The 19694-nt window shown below is 60.0% G+C and carries 11 protein-coding genes, 1 tRNA gene and 5 pseudogenes; 7 read left to right on the forward strand and 10 right to left on the reverse strand.

Annotated elements, in window-relative coordinates; genetic code table 11:
- Both LJU29_RS22955 and LJU29_RS29370 read right to left on the reverse strand, forming a co-directional pair.
- On the reverse strand, positions 1-2139 hold the full coding sequence (locus LJU29_RS22955) for a peptidase domain-containing ABC transporter (protein WP_257111225.1): 2139 nt from the start codon (positions 2137-2139) through the stop codon (positions 1-3).
- A pseudogene (locus tag LJU29_RS29370) lies at positions 2136-3392 on the reverse strand (HlyD family secretion protein). The gene LJU29_RS22955 and the pseudogene LJU29_RS29370 overlap by 4 nt, the downstream one beginning before the upstream one ends.
- A gap of 249 nt (positions 3393-3641) precedes the next feature.
- Between LJU29_RS29370 and LJU29_RS22970 the strand changes: the two are divergent.
- Complete coding sequence (locus tag LJU29_RS22970; RefSeq protein WP_257111228.1) at positions 3642-3866, forward strand: hypothetical protein; 225 nt, start codon at positions 3642-3644, stop codon at positions 3864-3866.
- Between the two features lie 62 nt (positions 3867-3928).
- Here LJU29_RS22970 and LJU29_RS22975 read toward each other — a convergent pair whose 3' ends face one another.
- Positions 3929-4429: a hypothetical protein gene (locus tag LJU29_RS22975; RefSeq protein ID WP_057423317.1), complete on the reverse strand. Its 501-nt coding sequence runs from the start codon at positions 4427-4429 to the stop codon at positions 3929-3931.
- A gap of 335 nt (positions 4430-4764) precedes the next feature.
- Between LJU29_RS22975 and LJU29_RS22980 the strand changes: the two genes are divergently transcribed.
- Positions 4765-7752, forward strand: coding sequence for an autotransporter domain-containing protein (locus LJU29_RS22980; protein WP_257111229.1), 2988 nt, complete (start codon positions 4765-4767; stop codon positions 7750-7752).
- Positions 7753-7912: 160 nt separating this feature from the next.
- Here the strand turns inward: LJU29_RS22980 and LJU29_RS22985 are convergent, their stop codons facing one another.
- The 5 genes from LJU29_RS22985 to LJU29_RS23005 all read right to left on the reverse strand — a co-directional run bounded on the left by LJU29_RS22985 (position 7913) and on the right by LJU29_RS23005 (position 13574).
- Positions 7913-9535: an FGGY-family carbohydrate kinase gene (locus tag LJU29_RS22985; protein ID WP_122322658.1), complete on the reverse strand. Its 1623-nt coding sequence runs from the start codon at positions 9533-9535 to the stop codon at positions 7913-7915.
- Positions 9536-9539: 4 nt separating this feature from the next.
- Positions 9540-10268, reverse strand: coding sequence for an SDR family oxidoreductase (locus LJU29_RS22990; RefSeq protein WP_122322659.1), 729 nt, complete (start codon positions 10266-10268; stop codon positions 9540-9542).
- 36 nt (positions 10269-10304) lie between these two features.
- Positions 10305-11552, reverse strand: coding sequence for a sugar ABC transporter permease (locus tag LJU29_RS22995; protein WP_257111230.1), 1248 nt, complete (start codon positions 11550-11552; stop codon positions 10305-10307).
- Positions 11549-12328, reverse strand: a complete 780-nt coding sequence (locus LJU29_RS23000; RefSeq protein WP_223886591.1) for an ATP-binding cassette domain-containing protein — start codon at positions 12326-12328, stop codon at positions 11549-11551. The genes LJU29_RS22995 and LJU29_RS23000 overlap by 4 nt, the downstream gene beginning before the upstream one ends.
- Before the next feature lie 154 nt (positions 12329-12482).
- Entirely contained in the window at positions 12483-13574 is a 1092-nt protein-coding gene (locus LJU29_RS23005; protein WP_257111231.1) for an ABC transporter substrate-binding protein, read from the reverse strand.
- A 308-nt stretch (positions 13575-13882) separates the two neighbouring features.
- Between LJU29_RS23005 and LJU29_RS23010 the strand changes: the two genes are divergently transcribed.
- Together LJU29_RS23010 and LJU29_RS29765 are read left to right on the forward strand one after the other, a co-directional pair.
- The gene (locus LJU29_RS23010; protein WP_122322662.1) at positions 13883-14944 is read left to right on the forward strand and encodes a LacI family DNA-binding transcriptional regulator; all 1062 of its coding nucleotides are present in this window, start codon (positions 13883-13885) and stop codon (positions 14942-14944) included.
- 24 nt (positions 14945-14968) lie between these two features.
- Positions 14969-15107, forward strand: a pseudogene (locus LJU29_RS29765) (conjugal transfer nickase/helicase domain-containing protein); the annotation flags it as partial.
- Between the two features lie 82 nt (positions 15108-15189).
- On the opposite strand, the gene LJU29_RS23015 reads toward LJU29_RS29765, so the two are convergent.
- On the reverse strand, positions 15190-15348 hold the full coding sequence (locus LJU29_RS23015; RefSeq protein WP_005732296.1) for a hypothetical protein: 159 nt from the start codon (positions 15346-15348) through the stop codon (positions 15190-15192).
- A gap of 359 nt (positions 15349-15707) precedes the next feature.
- Between LJU29_RS23015 and LJU29_RS29375 the strand changes: the two are divergent.
- A pseudogene (locus tag LJU29_RS29375) lies at positions 15708-17791 on the forward strand (calcium-binding protein).
- A 275-nt stretch (positions 17792-18066) separates the two neighbouring features.
- Here the strand turns inward: LJU29_RS29375 and LJU29_RS23030 are convergent.
- Positions 18067-18143: transfer RNA gene (locus tag LJU29_RS23030), tRNA-Pro, on the reverse strand.
- A gap of 104 nt (positions 18144-18247) precedes the next feature.
- Between LJU29_RS23030 and LJU29_RS23035 the strand changes: the two are divergent.
- Positions 18248-18380 (forward strand): annotated as a pseudogene (locus tag LJU29_RS23035) (ParA family protein); the annotation flags it as partial.
- Positions 18373-19484, forward strand: a pseudogene (locus tag LJU29_RS23040) (DEAD/DEAH box helicase); the annotation flags it as partial. The pseudogenes LJU29_RS23035 and LJU29_RS23040, both read left to right, overlap by 8 nt.
- Between the last annotated feature and the right edge of the window lie 210 nt (positions 19485-19694).

Genomic DNA, 19694 nt, shown 5'->3' on the forward strand with positions numbered 1-19694 from the left:
TCACGCTGAAGGAGCCTCGTTAAGCACCGGGCCGTCGTAGGCAACCCGGCCTTGCGCAAGTGCCACGACCCGATCCGCCGTGCGGATGGTTTCCGGACGGTGGGCAACGATGATGCGGGTGATGTTCAACGTTTGCAGCGCCTGATTGACTGCGGCTTCCCTGTTGATGTCCAGGTGGCTGGTCGCTTCATCGAGAAACAGGAGTTGCGGGCGCTTGTAGAGGGCGCGGGCCAGTAGCACCCTTTGCTTCTGCCCACCGGACAGTACCGTGCCCATGTCGCCCACCAGCGTGTTATAGCCCATCGGCATCTGCGCTATATCATCGTGGACTGCAGCGAGATGCGCGCATTGCTCGATCCATTTCTGATCGGCACCGGTCTCGAAAAAACTGATGTTGTCGCCGATGGAACCGGCGAACAGCACATCGTCCTGAAGCACCGTACCGGTGATACGGCGCAGCCTGCCGATGTTTTCCGGCCCGACCGGCAAGCCATCCAGCAGAACACTGCCCGCGCAGGGCGCCAGAATGCCCAGCATGACATTGAGCAAGGTACTTTTACCGCCACCCGAGGGACCGACGATGGCTACCGATTCGCCTGCGCGGATATGAATCGACACGTCGTCCAGCATATACGGTTCATGCTCGGAATAGCGAAAGCGCAATTGCCGTACTTCAAGGCTGGGCACCCTGTCGTTGCACGCGTCATCGAACGTATCCGGACCGGCAATCGGCTCGGCATCGTGCAGCACGATGTCGGCGAGCCGCTCACCGTGCAGGCGCAACATGATCACGTCGACAATCTTGTCGATCAGACCAGCCACACGACCGTTGAACTGCTCCTTGTACGAGTTGAACGCAATCAGCATACCGGCGCTGAATTGCCCTTCCAGAACCAGTCTGGCACCCATCCAGATAACAATGATCGTGACCAGCCCGAACAGCACGCCGTTGAAGGCCCGATAGGCCAGTTGCAGTTTTTGCGGGTGCAGACCGGCATTGATTTCCTCGACCAGTAAAGCGCTCCAGGCACTGCAACGCTGCTCATGCCGATTGAACAGCTTGATGGTGCGCACGCCGCGCGCGCTTTCCAGAAAGTGCGACTGCTGACGAGCAGCATGGACAAGCTGGTTCTCGCTGGCATGCCGCAACGGCCCGAACCAGATCCAGCGCGCCAGGCCGTAGATAATCATCGCCACCACAGCAACAAGCGCCAGCTTCGCGCTATAGGCAATCATCAGCCCCAGCGTGACGACCGTCATCAGCCCATCCAGCAGGGCCTCAATGAACGATGTCGTCACGGTCTGCTGGATGGCCTTCAGAGAACCGAAGCGCGAGACGATATCGCCCAGATGACGACGCTCGAAAAATGCCACCGGCAGGCGCAGCAGATGGGTAAATACATTGATCTGCCACTGTGACCCGAGCATCGTGCCCAGGTACATCAGCGCCCATGCACGGGCCAACGCAACGGTGTGCTGAATGATCAGCAATAGGCCAAAGCCGATCGCCAGTACCGTCAGCAGGTCCAGGTCTGCGCTGACCAGCACCTTGTCGATAACCGTCTGCATGAAAAACGGACTGAGGATGGTACACAGCTCCAGCGCCAGGGCCAGAAGCAGCACCTGCGTCAGCACCCGGCCAAAGCCCTGTACTCGCCCCAGCAGTTTGCGCAGCGGGATCGGCGGCTTTGCAGCGGCGGGCTGAAAATCACTTTCCGGCCACAACTCCAGTGCCACGCCGGTAAATGCTGCCGACACCTCGTCAAGCGTCAGCTTGCACAGGCCACGCCCCGGATCATGCACCACCACGCCGCGTGCGCTGACCTCCTTGAGCACTACGAAATGGTTGAAGTTCCAGTGCAGCACGCAGGGCAACTGCAACTGACCCAGCGCATTCAGCTCGACCCGCAACGCACGGCTGCCCAACCCGAGCCGCGCAGCCATGTGGGTCAGTTGCTTGAGGTTGACCCCTTTCATTGAGGGCGAGAGACGTTGCCGCAACGACAAGAGGTCACTGTGCTGGCCGTGATAGCTGGCGATCATGGCCATGCACGCCAGGCCACATTCAGTGGCTTCGGCCTGGAGCACAACCGGCAGCTTTCTCCCCACACCAAAAGCGAAGGTATTTCTCAGGTTCAAAGCCGCTTTCCTATTCCGCGCAAGGGCTCCAGCATCCACTCATAGAGCGGCAGCCTTTCCTGCATGATGTCGGCGTCCAGTTGCATGCCGGAACGCAAGCGCTCATGCATGCCCTGGCCGTCGATGGTTTGAGACGCCAGGGCAACCGTGACCCGGTAGAAAGGCCCCTGTTCACGCATCGGCTCAGAGACGTTGCCCAGGGTCATGACTTCATCGGCCGGCAAGGCGGTACGCGAGATCGATGACACCCTGCCCGGTTGCAGTCCAAAGCGTTGATAGGGATAGGCCTGGTAACGCAACATCACCGTGTCACCAGTGCGCACGAACCCCACGGAGCGGCTGGGCAGATACAGTTCGGCGTGCAGTTTTGCGTCGGCAGGCACAATGCTCAGTAACGGTCGCGTACTGTCGACTCGTGATCCATTGGAGACCGCGATCGCCGTGGCCTCACCCAGCGTCGGTGCGGTGATGAGAATCTCTCGTTTGGTTTCACTTTCGATCAAGCGGTCTTGATTCTCGGCCAGCCTGCGTCGCAGATCGGCAAGCTGCTTGCTCTGGTTGAACGGCAGCTCGACCAGTTCCGCCCGCAGCCTGGTGCTTTCGGCACGAACCGTCAGCAGCGAGCGATTCAGCTCTTCGCCCCGCAAGCGCATGTCCAGAACTGCATCCTGCTTTTCCTGAAGCTGGTCACGGGACACGTAGTCCTAGCGTTGCAAGTTGGCGTAGCGCTCGGCAAGGCCCTTGGTCAAAGCCAGCCGCTGACGCGTCAGGTCGATTTGCGCGAGTATTTTCTGCTGCTCGGTTTCAAGCGCCGCGACCTGACGTTTCTTGCCCTCCAGCTCCTGAAGATGCAGAGCGAGCGTCTCGTCGATTTCCTGAGCGAGGCTTTCCTGACGACGTTTGATCGACAGGCTGATCGCACGTTGCGCGCCACCCGCCTCACCGCTTTGTGTGTCGCTGGACAAGGCCATCAGCACGGCGCCGTCTGTAACGTGTTGCCCCTCGACGATGTCGAGCCGGGTGATCACGCCAGCTTGTGGTGAGTAGATCCTGATCAGGCCGGTTTCAGGCAGCAGTACGCCGCTTGCGGCTGTACGTTTGGTGTAGGTGACGAAGGTCAGGAACAGGCCCATGCTGATGCAAAACAGCAACGCCACCGCAGCGGCCAGCCTCATCGACAATGGACTGACCAGCAAAACCGTCCCCAACGTACTGCGCTTTTGCGCATCAAGCGCCTCAGATCGAAAGAGCATGAATGACCATCGCTTCAATCATCAGGAATGCTCCATAAAACAGGCACCATAAACGGGCGACGCATTACAGCCCTGACGACAAGTAACCTCAATAGCACACATGAACTAATGGCCAAAAGACACACTAAAAAGTAGCTCATTTGTGCTATTGAGGTGTTTGTAAGCGGTGACTTTAATGATGCTGTCTTCCGTCGTTCAACGGTACGGAAGCCCTGATTTATCAATGACAATTTCAGAGGAAACAACGCCATGACTCAAGCAGTGAACCCACAACAGGTACATAATGCGCTTCCTGCCGGACCAGCACTTCGAGTGCTGAACGAGACCGAGTTGAGCCAGGTCGGCGGTGGTATTGAATTCAGCGCATTTGGTTACACCTTCGCAGGCGGAGAGTCGTTTGCGCCAGGTTTCAATTATGCATCCATCACCAACTCGCGGGGTATTCCGGTTTATTACACAACCTGGCAGAACTGACAGCGTTATCAATGCGCGGCTTACAGAACCCGGACATTGTCCGGGTTTTATGCTGACGGCTTCTATTTCTGAAGTGTGAATTCGGCTTTGTCAAAAGACAGCCAGCAAGCATCATTGTCGGTCCACTTTGATTCACTGGTGCCCAACACACCTTTCACAAGAACCCTGTCGCCCTTCTTGAAGCTGCTTATTTTTTTCTTGTTGACCAACAGGTCATCGCGGGTCAAGCCCTGGCCCGTGCATTTGGGATTGGACGGATCGCTGAAGATGACCGCAATCTGATTCTGACCGACCGCCGTCCCTGTTTTAGTAATGCGCTGTACGACGCCAGGAATGATCAGTGTTTGAGCGTCCCATTTTTCTTTCGCGGTAACCTCATTGGTCTGCCAATCGCGCCATATTTCTGTCAAGGTTGTTTCTCTGGCCTCAGCCAGCCCTCTGAAATCCCCGCTCAGTACATCACCCGTTTGATCAAGAACGCCATTGGTCATTGACATGGTCTGATCAAGACCCGCACACCCCGACAATGCCAGAATCAACGGAAACAAGGCTACACTTTTCATTCATACACTCCACTGACTGGCACACCAGACACCTAACGTTGCCACTCATTATTTAAATAATTAACGTCGAATAATTTCGCACGCAACCGTAGTCACGGCATAACAGAATATCAATAGTACAGATGCACTACGTCATCCCTGACTAACTGATCAACCCAGGCATTAATATGTGCCACTAGTACATACGCGTACGTGCCACTAGTACATGCGTGCTATTTCCATTCAACCTTCGCCTCTCAATACTCCCGTTGTTGGCACCCCGCCGAACGGAAACGCCTAAGCCCTCAGGGCTGGCAGCCACCCCTTGTGGTTTTTATGGAGTATCTGGAGTCGCTATGAACCCCTTATTCAAACTATCCCCGCTTGCTTTTGCGGTTACTCTTGCACTGCTTCCAGATGCTCAGGCAGCGGATTACGTTCTTACCAATGGTCAGGAAACCTTTAACAGCGACCGCGTCATTGATGGCTCGATCGAGGTGCGGTCAACTGACGGCAACTCTTCCAGCCTCACCATCAACAGTGGCGCAACCGTGACCAGCGAAGGCGGCAACATTGTTGGTCAAGCCAGCAGTACCGGCGTCAACCAGGCCCAGGCCAGCGTCATAGTCGAAGGGGCAGGTTCGCGCTGGGTAGTACCGCGTACCTCATTTGTACTGGGTAACACGATCGTTGTCGGTGGGGTCGGTCAAGGCGACCTGAACGTGCGCAACGGGGGTCAGGTGTCGGTGCGGGATCTGGATCTGGGTGAAGTCAACGGCTCCCGCTCCAACGCATTTTCAAACGCGCAGTTGCTGGTGAGTGGCCAGAACTCCCTGGTCGACGCGGTCAATATCGAAGCCGGTGGGGTGTTTGTCTACAGGTCGAGCATAACGGCCAATGATGGCGGCAAGATCAACAGCCAGCAGGTAGACATCGACTCCGTCGTCAATCTTTCCGGTGCCGGAACCCGCTGGGACAACAGTGGCGCGTTCAGAAACAGAAACAACCTTACTCTCGATAACGGCGCAGTACTGACCACCGACTCGCTCTTACTGGGTTCGGCCATCATCGGCCGCAGCAATCAGGTGAGTATTTCCGGACAAGGCACCCGCCTGGCAGCGCAAAGCATGACGCTCGGCACCAGTGACTCTCGCACTTACCTGACGCTGTCCGACGGTGCCGAGCTGAGTTCTACCAACGGTATTCTCATCAGCACCATCAGCAGCATCAACAATCCGACACGCGGCACGCTTGCTGTGGGCGGTCCGGTCGTGACCGACCCCAACCGTACCGATATCGATTCGACGACTGCCGGAACAGCTCAGGCGGCCGGCCGACTGGACCCGCAAACCGCCATTAATTTCGGCACCGGCAACGGGGGGCATTTGGCGTTCAACCATACCGATACTGATCTGCAGGTTGCCAACACGCTGAACGGAACGGGCCGAGTGTATGCGTTCAACGGCAACACCACATTGAGCGGCGACCTTACCGGGCTGGCCGGCAGCGTCGTTGTGCGCGGCGGGCGACTGGTGCTGTCGGGGAACGTCGACCAGGTCAATCAGCGCGGCAATACAGCCACCACCCAAAGCCTTTCGCGGTTTAACGTAGGCAACGGCACCCTGGTGGTCAACGGTATTGCCGGGCGCACCGAGTTCGGGACGTATACCAACAGCGCACAGGTACTGGACGGCGGCGTTCTGGCCGGCGTCGGTCAGGTGGGTACTACGCAGGTAGCTTCCGGCGGTACTCTGTCGCCCGGAGAAAACGCCATAGGTGCGCTGGCCATACAAGGCGACCTCGACATGGCCGCAGGCTCACGTTACGCCGCGGACATCGCAGGCGACGGTAGAGCAGACAAGATCAACGTAAGCGGCACAGCCACACTGCGCGGTACGCAGGTCAACGTGACTGCGCTGGATCCTGCGCAGAGCTATCAGAGCGGCAGGACCTACACCCTGCTCTCTGCTCAGGGCGGTGTGGTCGACGGTGCCGCCGCAGGCACCGCCTATGCCCAGGCGCTGACCAACTCGGCGTTCCTGAATGTCGGACTGCAGCGCACCGCCAATGATCTGAACCTCACCATCGAGCAAAAAAGCGTAGAGCCTACGCCTACGCCAACTCCGACTCCTACTCCTGAGCCAACTCCAACACCGACACCGACACCGACACCAGAGCCTACACCTACGCCCACTCCAGAACCCGCACCTGCTCCGGGCATCTTTCAGACGGTCATGCTGACTCAAAACCAGTTCAATACCGCTGGCGCGCTGAGCGTACTCGAGCAAAGCGGCGAGCCGCTACGCCTCTACAACAACCTGCTGGTTCTGGATGCCGAAAGCGCTCGCAACGCAGCCGATCAACTGTCCGGCGACTACCTCGGCAGTACTTCAACAGCCCTGATCGCCAATAGCCAAGTGGTGTCCGGAGTGCTGGGCACCCGCATGCGTAATCTGCTGGATACGGGAACATTGCGCATGCCTGCCATGGCACTCAATCTGATGCCAAGCACACCGACCACGCAAAACGGTGCCTGGGTGCAGCCATTCGGCAACTGGACCAAGACAAGCGGCAATAACGGTGCCGGTGGTCTACACCAAAGCACTGGCGGCCTGCTGTTCGGGGCAGACGGTAGCTTCACACCGGATTGGCGCGGTGGCGTCTACGCTGGCTACAGCCGTTCGAAGTTCGACGCCGATGACAGCGATGCTGACGGTCACAGCGACAACTATCATCTGGGCCTCTACACCGGTGGTCAGATCGATGCCCTGCGCCTCAGTGCTGACGTCGGTTACACCTGGCACAAGCTGGAGAGTGAGCGGAATGTAGCGTTTGCCGGATTCAGCGATCACTTGACCGGCAAACGCAACGCCCAGTCGCTGCAGGCAAGTGGTGAAGCGGCCTACCGCATACCGGTCGGCAGCATGGCTCTGGAGCCTTTCGCCGGTCTTTCCTACGTGCGCTACGACGCCAAAGACCTGCACGAAAAAGGCGGGCCAGCCGCACTGGACGTGTCCAGCGATAAACAGGACACCTTCTTCTCGACACTGGGTCTGCGCGCGTCGTCGAGCATCAATGTGGCGAACGTCAATACGCAGGTTTACGGCTCAGTAGGATGGCGACGCGCCTACGGTGACCTGGACCCGCGCAACGTCCACTCTTTCGCTGGCGGGCCAAACTTCGAAGTGCAGGGCGTCGCTCAAACACGCAACACCGCCTTGACTGAAGTGGGCGCGAAACTGCGCTTGAACAAGCAGACCGATCTGGACCTGTCCTACCAGGGGCAGTTCGGTACCGACACGCGCTTCCATTCGGTCAATGCAGGCGTGACCGTTCGCTTCTGACCGTAGTTGTAGCGCTCGGCGTTATACACAAGTCTGCTCTCGATTCTGGCCTAAGGCCGTGGGAGCAAGCTTGATCGCCAAGGGTCCAGTACAGCACCGAAAACGGGGCGTCTGGACCCTTTTTTGTTAAGCAGGCTCATCACGGACTTCAGGGTCGAAATCACTCTCGAATGAAGATAGATCGCACTTCTCGTTCAGCTGCCTGAAGAACCTCGAACGCAGTGTAGCGCCTGCGATGCTGGTCTGCGAACGCTCCCTGTACCGGTGTAAATACGCGGTCCAGGCTCGCCATGCGTTCCATGACATCGAGCAGACGCAGACCCGCTTCAGCAGCAACAGCGCCCAGCATGGCCGCCCCTCGCAATACCGGCTCCTCGGTGTCACTAACCGCCACCGGTACACCGGTGGCATCGGCAAGCAACTGCCGGACGAAATCGCTCTGGGCTGCACCGCCACTGGCAACGATCAGCTCGATAGGGATACCGTCACGCGCCAAGGCTTCGAGCAGCTGCCGCAGACCGTAGGCGATGCCGCAGAGGCCAGCGACGTATAGGCCGGGAAGTCCCTCCAGCTCTCGATCCAGGGTCAGCCCAGCGAGCACCGCACGGGCATCGGGATCGGCGAACGGCGAACGGTTACCGAGGAATTCGGGCACCACGTGCAGACCGTCGGCCAGGCTCAGCGCCGCGCTGCCGAGGGGCGCCACCTGAGCTTCGAGCCAGGCAAGCAGCGTCTGGCCCTGTCGCTCGGCCGTCTCGCGTGCTTCCCCCACCGCCGGATGCAGAGAGACCAAGTGATCGATGGCCGACCCCGCCGCCGACTGCCCGCCCTCGGTGAGCCAGAGCCCCGGCAGCATAGCCGAGTAATACGGGCCCCAGACGCCATCAACGTAGGCCGGCACCGGACTGGATGCCATGGAGCAAGCCGAGGTGCCGAAGATATAGGCCAGACGCTGCGTGACCGCCGTCTGCCCATCGGGGGAGGCACCGCCGAGGGAGCCGACCCCGCCAGCATGGGCGTCGATCAGCGCCGCGCCCACCGCCGTGCCCGGCAGCAGGCCGAACTCGGCTGCCGCGGTCGGGCAGAGACCCTGGCCCAAGGGCGTACCGGGTTCGACGATGCGCGTGCCAAGCCGTACGAAACCTTCTTCTGCCAGTTCGCCAAGCCCTATGGTCTCGAAATAGGAGGCGTCCCAGCGTTGCTCGTGGGCCAGATAGGTCCACTTGCAGGTGACGGTGCAGGCCGACCTCGCCAGATCGCCGGTGGCACGCCAGGTGAGATAGTCTGCCAGGTCGAAGAAATGCCCGGCGCGGTCGAAAGCCTGTGGCCGATGACGTTTGAGCCAGAGCAGCTTGGGCGTTTCCATCTCCGGCGACATGCGGCCCCCTACGTAGCGCAGTACCGGATGACCAGTCGCGGTGATCTCGATCGCCTCCGCCGTGGCGCGATGATCCATCCAGACCATGACGTTGCGCTGGTCGTCGCCTGAGTCGCCGACGCCGACCGGATCGCCCGCGGCCGTTACCACCACCAGCGAGCAGGTGGCATCAAAGCCGATGCCAGCAATGGCCTCGGCCCCGACGCCAGCCTTGTCCAGCGCGCCGCGGACGCTGCTGACAATGGCCTGCCAGATCTGCTCAGCCGACTGCTCGACCCGCTGCCTGCCGCCATGCCAGATCTCAAGCGGAGCCTTGGCCGCGGCCAGCAGCCGCCCGCTGGCGTCGAACACGCCTGCCCGCGCGCTGCCAGTTCCCACATCGACCCCTATGAAATGTCGGCTCATGGCATTAAAGGTCCACGCTGAAGGGCATGATGACCAGATCGCGGACCACCACGTTGTGCGGCCGGGTCAGCATGAACAGCACCGCTTCGGCGACCTCGTTGGCCTCCATCAGGGCACCCGACGCCTTGGCCTCGTCGAGCTTGGATTGCGGCCAGTCGCTGATCAACGCGGTGACCACCGGCCCGGGTGCCACCGCGCCGACGCGAATGCCATGTTTAATCAATTGCCGACGCAGGCTATGAGTAAAGGCCTGAATGGCATGCTTGGAGGCCGTGTAGATCGGCTCCCAAACCACCGGGATCAGCCCGGCGATGGAGCTGGTCAGCATGATGTCGCCGCTGCCCCGTTCGATCATGTGTGGCAGCACCGCCTGCACCGACCGGAAGGCGGCGTTGATGTTCAGATTAAGCATGCGATCCCACTGATCCGGATCGCCATCCGCAACTTCGCCGCCGATGTAGGCGCCGGCGTTGGCGTGGAAAATGTCTAGCCGGCCGAAGCGCTCGAGGATCTGCGGCAGCATGGTCTTGACGCTGTCCGGATCAAGCAGGTCCACCACCACGGGAAAGGCGTTCGGGCCCAGCTCGGCACAGACCTTTTCCAGGCCTTCGCGAGAGCGGTCTATCAACGCCACTTGTGCACCGGCGGCGAGCATTTCCTTGGCGCACGCCAAGCCGATACCGGAGGCACCGCCGGTGATGGCGGCTACTTTCATGGATAGTTTCTGGTTCATGTGTTCACCTTTGCATTCGAAAGTGGGGCGTCAGCGTCACGCCCGCCCGTGGACAGACCGCGAACGGCGCGCCAGGGCGTCGATGATGACCGCGAGCGCCAGAACGGCACCGGTGATCATGTAGCGCAGCGCCGAGGACAGATCGAGCATGGTCAGGCCGCTGGCGATAGACTGGATAACGATCACCCCGAGCAGGGCGGAGTAGGCACTGCCGCGACCGCCGAACAGGCTGGTGCCGCCAATCACCGCCGCGGCGATGGCATTGAGGTTGACGTCACCGGTCCCCGCCTGCTGACTGGCCGAGGCCAGCCGCGCCGCGGCGAGGATGCCGCCCAGCGCGGCCAGGCTGGCGCACAGCACGAAGGCCGAGGTGTAGATGCGCCGCACATTGATACCGGCGCGGCGCGCAGCTTCGCGATTGCCACCCACCGCTATCAGGCTGCGACCCCAGCGGGTCCGGGTAAAGGCATAATTCATCGCCACCACCAGCGCGACGAAGAAGGCGAAGATCCACGGCACCCCACGATCCTGGTTGAGGTAGTAGGCGACAGAACCGAGCAGGACCGTCAGGGCCAGAGATTGCAGCGCCAGCCCGACCAGCGAGGGCGACGACAGCTGCGCCTGGCGCCGCCGCGCCCGTTCCCGGTAGCCATTGAAGAACCGCAACGTGCCGGTCAGCCCCGCCAGCAGGTAGGCCAGGAGCGGCGGCAGGGTGTCGAGTTGGCCGAAGCTCACCAGGAAGGAGTCGTACGGCAGGTTGATGGAGCCGGCGTTACCAAGCACCTGAAGCTGCAATCCCAGCACCGTCAGCAGTCCCGCCAGAGACGCTACGAAGCTGGGCATGCCCAGGCGGGTGAACAGCAGCGAATAGAGGCTGCCGATCAGGGCACCCGCGACCAGGGCAGCAAGCATCGCCAAGCCCACCGGCCAACCCTGATTGACCCAGAGAACGCCCACCAGCGCTGACGCGAAGCCGCTGATTGAACCCACGGACAGATCGATCTCCCCCACCATCAGCACGCACACAACACCAAGAGAAATGATGCCCACGGTAGCGGCGTCGAACAGCAGGTTGGACAGGTTGGCGCTGGAGAGAAACACCGGATTCAAAACGCCGAACGCTGTCCAGATCACCACCAGGCCGATCACTACGGGCAGCGGTCCGAGGTCTCCGGCGCGAATCCGCTCAGCCGTGGCCTTGAGGCTGGCGGCCAGGCCAACGGTCTGGTTGACGCGGCTGTCGCTCCGGTCGAGTAACGTCGCCGTTTCGTTGGTCTGGCTCATGACGGCTGCTCCTGAGTGGTTTCGAGGGTGGCAGCCTGACGACGCAGAGCGCGCCGCGAGACCGAATTGTCGTCAGCACCGGTGATCGCGCCGATCAGCTCCTGGCTGCTCACGTCCGGGGCGAAAATACCGTTGTTGCGCCCAAGACGCAGCACGGCAATGCGATCGGCCACGGCCCGCACGTCTTCCATGTTGTGGCTGATGACCACCACCGCCAGCCCCCGGTCGCGTACCCGCTCGATGAGGTTGAGTACCTCGGCGGTCTGGGCCACGCCCAGAGCAGCGGTGGGCTCGTCGAGCAGGATGACTTTGGGTTCAAGCAGCAACGACCTTGCGATGGCCACCGTCTGACGCTGCCCGCCGGAGAGCGCGGCGATGGGTAGCCGCACGCTGGGAATGCGCGCCGATAATTCGCCCAGTAGTTTCCAGGTACGGACCTCCATGGTGGTCTCGTCCAGGGCCCAGGGGTGCAGTTCGCGGCCAAGAAACATGTTGGCCACGACGTCGAGGTTTTCGCACAGCGCCAGGTCCTGGAACACTGTAGCGATACCCAGCGCCTGGGCCTGGGCGGGACTGGCCAGGCTCACCGCCTGCCCGCCCACCTTAAGCGAACCGGAGGTGGGCTGGTGAACGCCGGAGATGATCTTGACCAGGGTGGACTTGCCGGCGCCATTGTCACCGACCAGGGCCACCACTTCGCCGGGATAGAGGTCCAGGTCGATATCGGAGAGCACCGAGATCGCACCGAAGCTCTTGCAGATACCACGCAAGCTCAATACGGGCTCGCGCGGGGCCGTCTGGCCGGAATGATCATCCATGTTTGACTCCCTTATAGTGTTGTTGATGTCCAGCAGGACGTAAGAAGTCAGCGCGAGCTGAGCAAGGCGGCTGTGCGTCACTTACCGCGCTTGCCCCGCCCGCGCAATGGCATCAGGGCTTGATGCCCAGCTTCTGACAACCCGCGGCATAACGATCCGTGCACAGCTGGGCAGCGGTCTGGATCGGTTGGCCGGCCACACGTTGATCGATAATCTGCGCCTTCAAATTCTCGGCCGTGACCAGAGTCGGCACGAACAACCGCGACGGCGCGTCATATAGCGTGGTCTCAGGCTTAGGCGTCTTGCCGGCGATAAACTCGCCCGCAACATCAGCCGCCGCGCTGGCGACGATCTCGCTGGGCTTGGAGATGGTGTTGTACTGGTCGCCAGCAATGATCAGCTGTAGGCCGGCCACGGTGGCATCATTGCCAGTGATCGGCGGCACTGGACTCACCCCGGCCGCCTTGAAAGCAGCCACGGCACCGCCAGCGGTACCGTCGTTGGCAGCCACCACGCCCAGAATGCGCTTGCCGAAGCGGGTGATCTGGCCGCTGGCCCATTGCTGAGCCTTGGCAGGTGCCCACTCGGGCGTGTCGTAATCGGCGAGGATCTGATAGCCGCCTTCGGCAAGGCCGGCCATGATGCCCTTCTTGATCAGTCCGGCGGCGGCATCGGTGGGCGAGCCGCCGATCACAAGCAGGCCACCGCTCTGCGGATCGACCTTCTGCGCCTGCAGATGCTGTACCAGCGAGGTGGCGATCGTCTTGCCAATCGCCTCGTTGTCAAAGGACACGTAGTAATCGACCGGCACCGAGGTCACCGGTCGATCGTAGGCGATGACCTTGACGCCACGGGCCTGCGCCTGACGGACCAGGGAGCCCGCCGCTTTGGAATCCACCGGATCGAGAACGATGACCTTGGCCCCCTGCGACAGCGCGGCGTTGAACTGCTGCTGCTGACGGGAGGCGTCGCCGTTGGCGTTCTGGTAAATCACTCGGCAGTCGGCACAGACCGTCTTCATCTGTCGCTGGAAGCCTGGCAGGTCGTGCTCTTCGTAACGGGTGGAACTCTGGTCGGGCATGAGGAAAGCCACCGGCGATGCCACGGGCGGGGCCGCCTGCAGACCGGAGGCGGCCAGACTGGTGCCGACGGCAAATGCCAGCACGGTGCGGGAGAGCCGGGAGAGCTTGAAGATTCGCGCCATTTTCTTGTTATCCTTGGATAGGGCTTTGAACCGGGCTATTCGTAGACTGCGGCCCCGCCCGGTGGGTGGGGTTTGCTGCGGCGGGAGGCTCAGGATCGCTATACTCCCCTACCTGACGACACACACCCGACCGACGCCGATCACGAGATCCGACGAAAGATGGATATGGCCAGCGGCACAGCATTGCAGACCAGATTGCAATCCCATCGACGATGCTGCGTAAATTGCACAATCGATGGTGCAATAAGATTTACTCCTCGACTTCCACCACTGTCAAGTGACTTTGCGACCAATGGAAAAGCTCTGTGATGCCCCCTAGCAGCAAGAAGAAAGCGACCATCTACGATCTGTCTCAGCTTTCGGGCTCTTCCGCTTCCACCGTCAGCGCGGTGCTCAACGGCTCCTGGCGAAAACGACGGATCAAGGAGGCGACGGCGCAGCTCATCCAGTCTCTCGCTGACGAACATGGCTACAGCACCAATCTGCAGGCCCGTGGCCTGCGGCAGTCTCGTTCCGGCCTGGTTGGGCTGATGCTGCCGCTCTACGACAACCGTTTCTTTTCCGCACTGGCGCAAGGCTTCGAGGCACGCGTCCGGGCGCGAGGCCTCTGCCCGCTGGTCGTCAGCGGCTGCCGCGATCCGCAATTGGAGCTTAGTACCGTGGAGTCGCTGCTGGCCTACTCCATCGACGAGCTATTCATCGTCGGCGCTACCGATCCGGACAGCATCCACGGCGCCTGCGCGCGTGCCGGCGTGCGGCATCTCAATCTCGACCTGCCGGGTACCCTCGCGCCATCGATCACCAGTGACAACTACGCCGGCGCCTTCGAGCTGACGCAGGCAATCCTCAGCGAACTGGCGCCCATCGGCGACCTGTCATCGACGGATCTCTGCCTGTTCGGCGGCTACTCCGACTATGCCAGCCGTGAACGGATCGGCGGATTTCTGGCCGCCAAGCGAGCGCATTTCGGCGAAGCCACCAGCGACGACGTCTTCAGCGCCCCCGGCTATTCGCCAGCCATGACCCGCCAGGCCCTGACCGCTCACGTCCAATGCCATGGGCGGTTGCCGAGAGGGGTTTTCATCAACTCCACCATCAACCTGGAGGGCCTGCTCGGCGTGCTGCCGCAGCAGTCGACGTACCCTGTCGCGGACTTGGTGGTGGGCTGCTTCGACTACGACCCCTTCGCCTCTTTCCTGCCCTTCCCGGTCTACATGATGCGACAGAACGTCGAACGCATCCTTGAGCTGGCCTTTGAACTCATCGACCAACCCGAGCCAGAGGTTCGGCTGTACAAGGTCGCACCGATACTTGTACCACCACGCACGGCACTGCCCAGCTTGCTTGATGCATCCGCCCAAGACTATTGAGCTGGGCTATTTACGCTACTGGCGCGACTGGCTAAAGCAGACTTGAACACCTGGACATGCCTGTCAAAGGACTGCGAAAAAGCAAACAACTGCGGGCTATCTGCTCATAGAGCCTACCGACGTCTTCAGCGAGGTGCCCTATGTTCAAAGCGGTCTCGGCTGAAAATTTATCCTTGAACAAAAAAAGCGTCCTTGGGGACGCCTTTTCTGTTGAGCTCAATCTTCAAGTCGGGCTGATACCTGGCTCAAGCTTGCTCGTCTTGTTTGTCATCGTCGTCGTGCTTGAGTGCTGGCTTCATGCCTGGCTGAGGCGCGTGTTCAGCGTTGGGCGCGATTTCTTCGCCGTGGTTCTTTTTCTCTTGCTGAACTTTTTTGTCGTGGGCGACGTTACGTGGGTCGGTCATGGGAATTCCTTGATTGGGCAGAGGATTCAAGCACCCATCGACGTGATACGTTGGCTTTGAGCGCCGAGGCAAGATTTGGAGTCAGACTGGGCGGAGGCGTTCAGTGTATTTCGACCGGCGAGCACGCGACCACTCACGCTCATCTCTGATGAATGGAGGCAAGGACGACTGACCCCGGCAACTAACGCTTTTGGCCGTTTGTTCAATACCGGAGTACTAGCGCGAGGGCCAGTTGACCCGGTGTGCTGTCGGCGGAACACAAAACGTTCGCATTTATCCATCCTGCCAAGGTCAGATCCAGAGGATCCGTGCAAGCCTCTTCCCAATCCGTTCGGATTCCATGCCTAAAGGACAATGTCATGGCGTCAATCGATAGCAAGGCCACCATCAACTACACCGTGCGACAGGCCCGGGGACAGTGCAGGTCGCCCCCTCCACGGGTAGCGATTCAAACTGGAGCATCATCCTTCAGCCTGACGGCAAAATCCTTGTCGGTGGCGAAAGCTTCCAGACTGCCATTGGCTATCCTGGCTCGCCGGGCGATGAAAGCTATGGTGCGCGCGGCAGCTACACGGCGGTGCGCCTCAACGCTGACGGCAGCCTGGACAACAGCTTCGGCCAAGAGGGAATTGCCCTCGTGCCCGGCAACCTGGACCCGGAAGATTATGCTTACTACGTAATGGCGGTGCAGGCCGACGGTAAAGTGCTATCAGCACAGCCAGGGCTTGGCGGTTTGAAGGTTGAACGTTTCAACGTGGATGGCACTCTGGATACCACATTCGGCAATGGCGGTGCCGCGGGCCTTGATGTACCGATCGGCGCTGATGGAATGGCTATTTACGCCACAGCAGATGGCTCGGTGTACGTCAGCCTTCGCGGCACGTCCCAAGCGATCGTATTCAAGCTGGACAGCACCGGGGCGCCGGTCGAGGATTTCGGTGCCAACGGCGCACTTCTCCTCAACCCGACCGGGCAATACGGCACCGGCAATATCGCCACGGTCGTGCAGCCCGACGGCAGCGTATTGCTCGGCAGTTGGCTGTACGTGGGTGCCGACGGCCCCCACGACCCGGGCGATCCGGTTTATGCCGTTCAGCGACTTGCAGCCGACGGCAACCTGGATACCGCGTTTGGCGTGGACGGCGTGGTGTATTTCGATACCGCGCTGGGGCTGGACTACCGCGCTGCGATAACCGTGCAAGCCGATGGCAAGATCATTGTGGCCGGCGAGAGTAACGACAATAACGCCTTCAACGTACTGCGGCTGAATGCGGATGGCTCGTTCGACACCTCCTTTAGTGACGATGGCAAGCTGACGATCCAGGTACCCCAAGGCGCGTCGAACTATGCCCACTCGGCAATCGTTCAGCCCGATGGCAAAATCCTTATCGCCGGCGACGTGATCACCCGTCTGAACGCCGATGGCAGCCTGGACACCACCTTCGGCAGCCAGGATGGCCAATACCACGTGGACGGATCCAGCCAGGCCAATCACCTGATTGGCAACGACACGGCCGAGATTATCCGTGGCCTGGGCGGAGACGATGTGCTGCAAGGCGCGGGTGGCCGTGACGTGCTGGCAGGCGGGATGGGCGCAGATATTTTCCGCTTCACCCAGATCAGCGACAGCTACCGTACCGCTACCGAAACAGGCAGCGACCGGATTCTGGACTTCGACGCCTCTCAGGACCGTGTCGATCTGACTGCGTTGAGCTTTACCGGCATTGGCGATGGCCACAATGGCACGCTCGCCGTCCAGGCCAACGCCGAGGGTACTCGCACATACCTGAAAAGCTTCGATGCCGACGCCAACGGACAGCGCTTCGAACTGGCGTTCGAAGGCAACCTGACGGGGCAGTTGAACAGCACCAACCTGGTGTTCACGGCCCCCACCGTTGAAGGAACGGCTGGCAAGGACGTAATCACGGGGAGCGCAATGTCGGAAGTCATTTATGGCCTGGCCGGCAACGACCGTATCGACGGCGGCAGAGGCTCGGATGTGATCATCGGAGGCGCGGGCGCCGACTTGCTGATCGGCGGCGACGACCCGAACCTTTCGGTCTATGGCCGTGATGGCATCAATGACGCTGACGTGTTCCGCTACACGGCAGCCACTGACAGCTACCGCACGGACAGCCAGAGCTTCGTGGACCTGATTGCCCGGTTCGCAGACAACAATGACAAGATCGGTGTGTCGGCGCTGGGTTACACAGGGTTCGGCGACGGTACCGGCACTACGCTGAAGATGGCCTATAACGCGGATCTGGACCGCACCTACCTCAAGGATGTGGAACCTGACGCTGAGGGCCATCGGTTTGAGATTGCCCTCACCGGCGACTGGACCCAGGATCTGGGCAACAACGATATGATCTTTGCGCCAACCGCGCAGGTGTCTCTGGTGGGTGTGGCTAGCGCGGCCACCCAATCAATAGACATGGTGTAAACCAGGCATAACGCCTGCGGGGGTTGTAGGAAGCCGGGGGTCGCCTTGAGACGTTTGTGCGTAGCCAGACAGCGTGCAAGCAGTCTTACAGGCAACCCTCTACCGGCCAGACCGTAAACGGGGTGGGGTCAGGCGTACGAAGTATTAATCGCTTCATGAGTGTTGTAGCTATAAGTCTCCAACAAAAAAGGCGTCCCGAAGGACGCCTTTTCTGTTGAGCTCAAAACAATTGTTTTTGAGCTCTGATCTTCAACCCTGATACAGCTGGGCGAAAATGGTCGGGGTAAGGGGATTCGAACTCCTGACATCCTGCTCCCAAAGCAGGCGCGCTACCGGACTGCGCTATACCCCGATGATGCTAAAAAATACCTCCGAGGAGGCGTTTTCTATTTGGGTGACGCTTGTGGCGTCACTCCCTAAGATCCAGCCAGATACAAACTGACCAAAAATGGTGGGTCCCCACTACAACCCAACATACTAAACGCCTGCGAATTCAATCGGGGCACTTTGCAAATGCTAGACGGCCTGCATCCATATTCTCGGCTTGGACTGAACATCGCCGATCAAAGTGGTGGTGAACTGCCCTGATTGCCGCTGGTATACGTGCCCAAGGCAAACCGGTTCTGGTGATAGTGCTCAACAGCCTGATCATCAACTGGCAGCGCGAGATCCTGATGGTATTTCCCCAAGCTCAGATCGCCATGCAAACCTTTGATGCGAACGCTGGATGGATCGTCGTGAACTACGAGCGACTGGGCGATTTTGTCATGCACGCGAACCGCTTCGCGGTGATGGTCATTGACGAGGCTCACCGACTCAAGGAACCCACTGCTGCATGGACACGCCACGGCTTCGACATCGCGGCTCAGGTACAAAACCGCTACCTGTTAACGGGCACGCCAGTGCTCAATCGCGAAGCGGAGCTGCACACACTGCTCAGGCTTTCAGGCCACCCAATAGGTCAACTGCCCCTCAATGAGTTCTGCGAGCGATTCGCCGGCAGTCCTGAGTTTCGCAAGACGCTAAGGGATGAGATATCTGACTGGATGCTTCGTCGCCGCAAGGATGTGCTGCCCAACCTGAAGGGGAAGCAGCGCCAGACTGTGCCGGTGATACTCAGCCAAGTAGAACGTGACGAGTACAATCAGATCATGCGCAGCGACCAGCACCGATTCGCAAGGCTGGGCGCACTGCGCCAACTGCTCGAGCGCGTGAAGGTACGGATCCTGGCGGATCTGATGGCCGACTGGACGTCGACGACAAGGTGATCCTCTTCTGCGAGTATCAGGAATCCGTGGCCACGTTGCGTGAGCACTGCCTCAAGATGGGCGCCGGGTGCGTGACGTTGGTAGGCAGTGACTCGCCCAAGAAACGACAGAAAGCGATTGATGCTTTCCAGCAGGATCCGGACTGCAGAGTGTTCATCGGGACCAGATCGGCCGCCGGCACAGGCTACAACCTGACTGCTGCGAACTATGTGTTTTTTCTGGCACCGGGGCTGCAGGACCAAGCTGAGGATCGAGCCTATCGCAACGGGCAGTGGCGTATGGTTGTCGTCAAAATCTCTCTAGCTGAGGACACCATCGACCAGCAGCGGTGGCAGATGCTCATGGATAAGCGCGCTCTGGCCAGCGACCTCATCGAGGCGGAGGCGGAGGCGTCGAGCAAAAAGGCTCTTGCCGAAACTATCTAAGAGGTAAAGAAATTGAACGAAGCGAAAAAATAAAGTGCCTGGATGGAACCTCAAAAAAAAAGGGCTGTCCGTTACATAGATTTAAGGAAGGTCTGAAGTAGCCGGATGTTTTCCGGCTACCGAGTCCTCAGCACTTTTCAAAAAACGATGCATGTCGAAATTTGCTCAATTATCTTCGCTTTTTAGCTCTTTCGGCCGCTGCAAAGCCTT

Source organism: Pseudomonas ficuserectae (genome assembly GCF_024584585.1).
Classification (GTDB): domain Bacteria; phylum Pseudomonadota; class Gammaproteobacteria; order Pseudomonadales; family Pseudomonadaceae; genus Aquipseudomonas; species Aquipseudomonas amygdali.

Excerpts from the sequence above, each read along its gene's own strand:
- LJU29_RS22970 (WP_257111228.1), top strand. The coding sequence starts at position 3,642 with ATGACTCAAGCAGTGAACCCACAACAGGTACATAATGCGCTTCCTGCC.
- LJU29_RS22975 (WP_057423317.1), bottom strand. The coding sequence starts at position 4,429 with ATGAAAAGTGTAGCCTTGTTTCCGTTGATTCTGGCATTGTCGGGGTGT.
- LJU29_RS22980 (WP_257111229.1), top strand. The coding sequence starts at position 4,765 with ATGAACCCCTTATTCAAACTATCCCCGCTTGCTTTTGCGGTTACTCTT.
- LJU29_RS22985 (WP_122322658.1), bottom strand. The coding sequence starts at position 9,535 with ATGAGCCGACATTTCATAGGGGTCGATGTGGGAACTGGCAGCGCGCGG.
- LJU29_RS22990 (WP_122322659.1), bottom strand. The coding sequence starts at position 10,268 with ATGAACCAGAAACTATCCATGAAAGTAGCCGCCATCACCGGCGGTGCC.
- LJU29_RS22995 (WP_257111230.1), bottom strand. The coding sequence starts at position 11,552 with ATGAGCCAGACCAACGAAACGGCGACGTTACTCGACCGGAGCGACAGC.
- LJU29_RS23005 (WP_257111231.1), bottom strand. The coding sequence starts at position 13,574 with ATGGCGCGAATCTTCAAGCTCTCCCGGCTCTCCCGCACCGTGCTGGCA.
- LJU29_RS23010 (WP_122322662.1), top strand. The coding sequence starts at position 13,883 with ATGCCCCCTAGCAGCAAGAAGAAAGCGACCATCTACGATCTGTCTCAG.
- LJU29_RS23015 (WP_005732296.1), bottom strand. The coding sequence starts at position 15,348 with ATGACCGACCCACGTAACGTCGCCCACGACAAAAAAGTTCAGCAAGAG.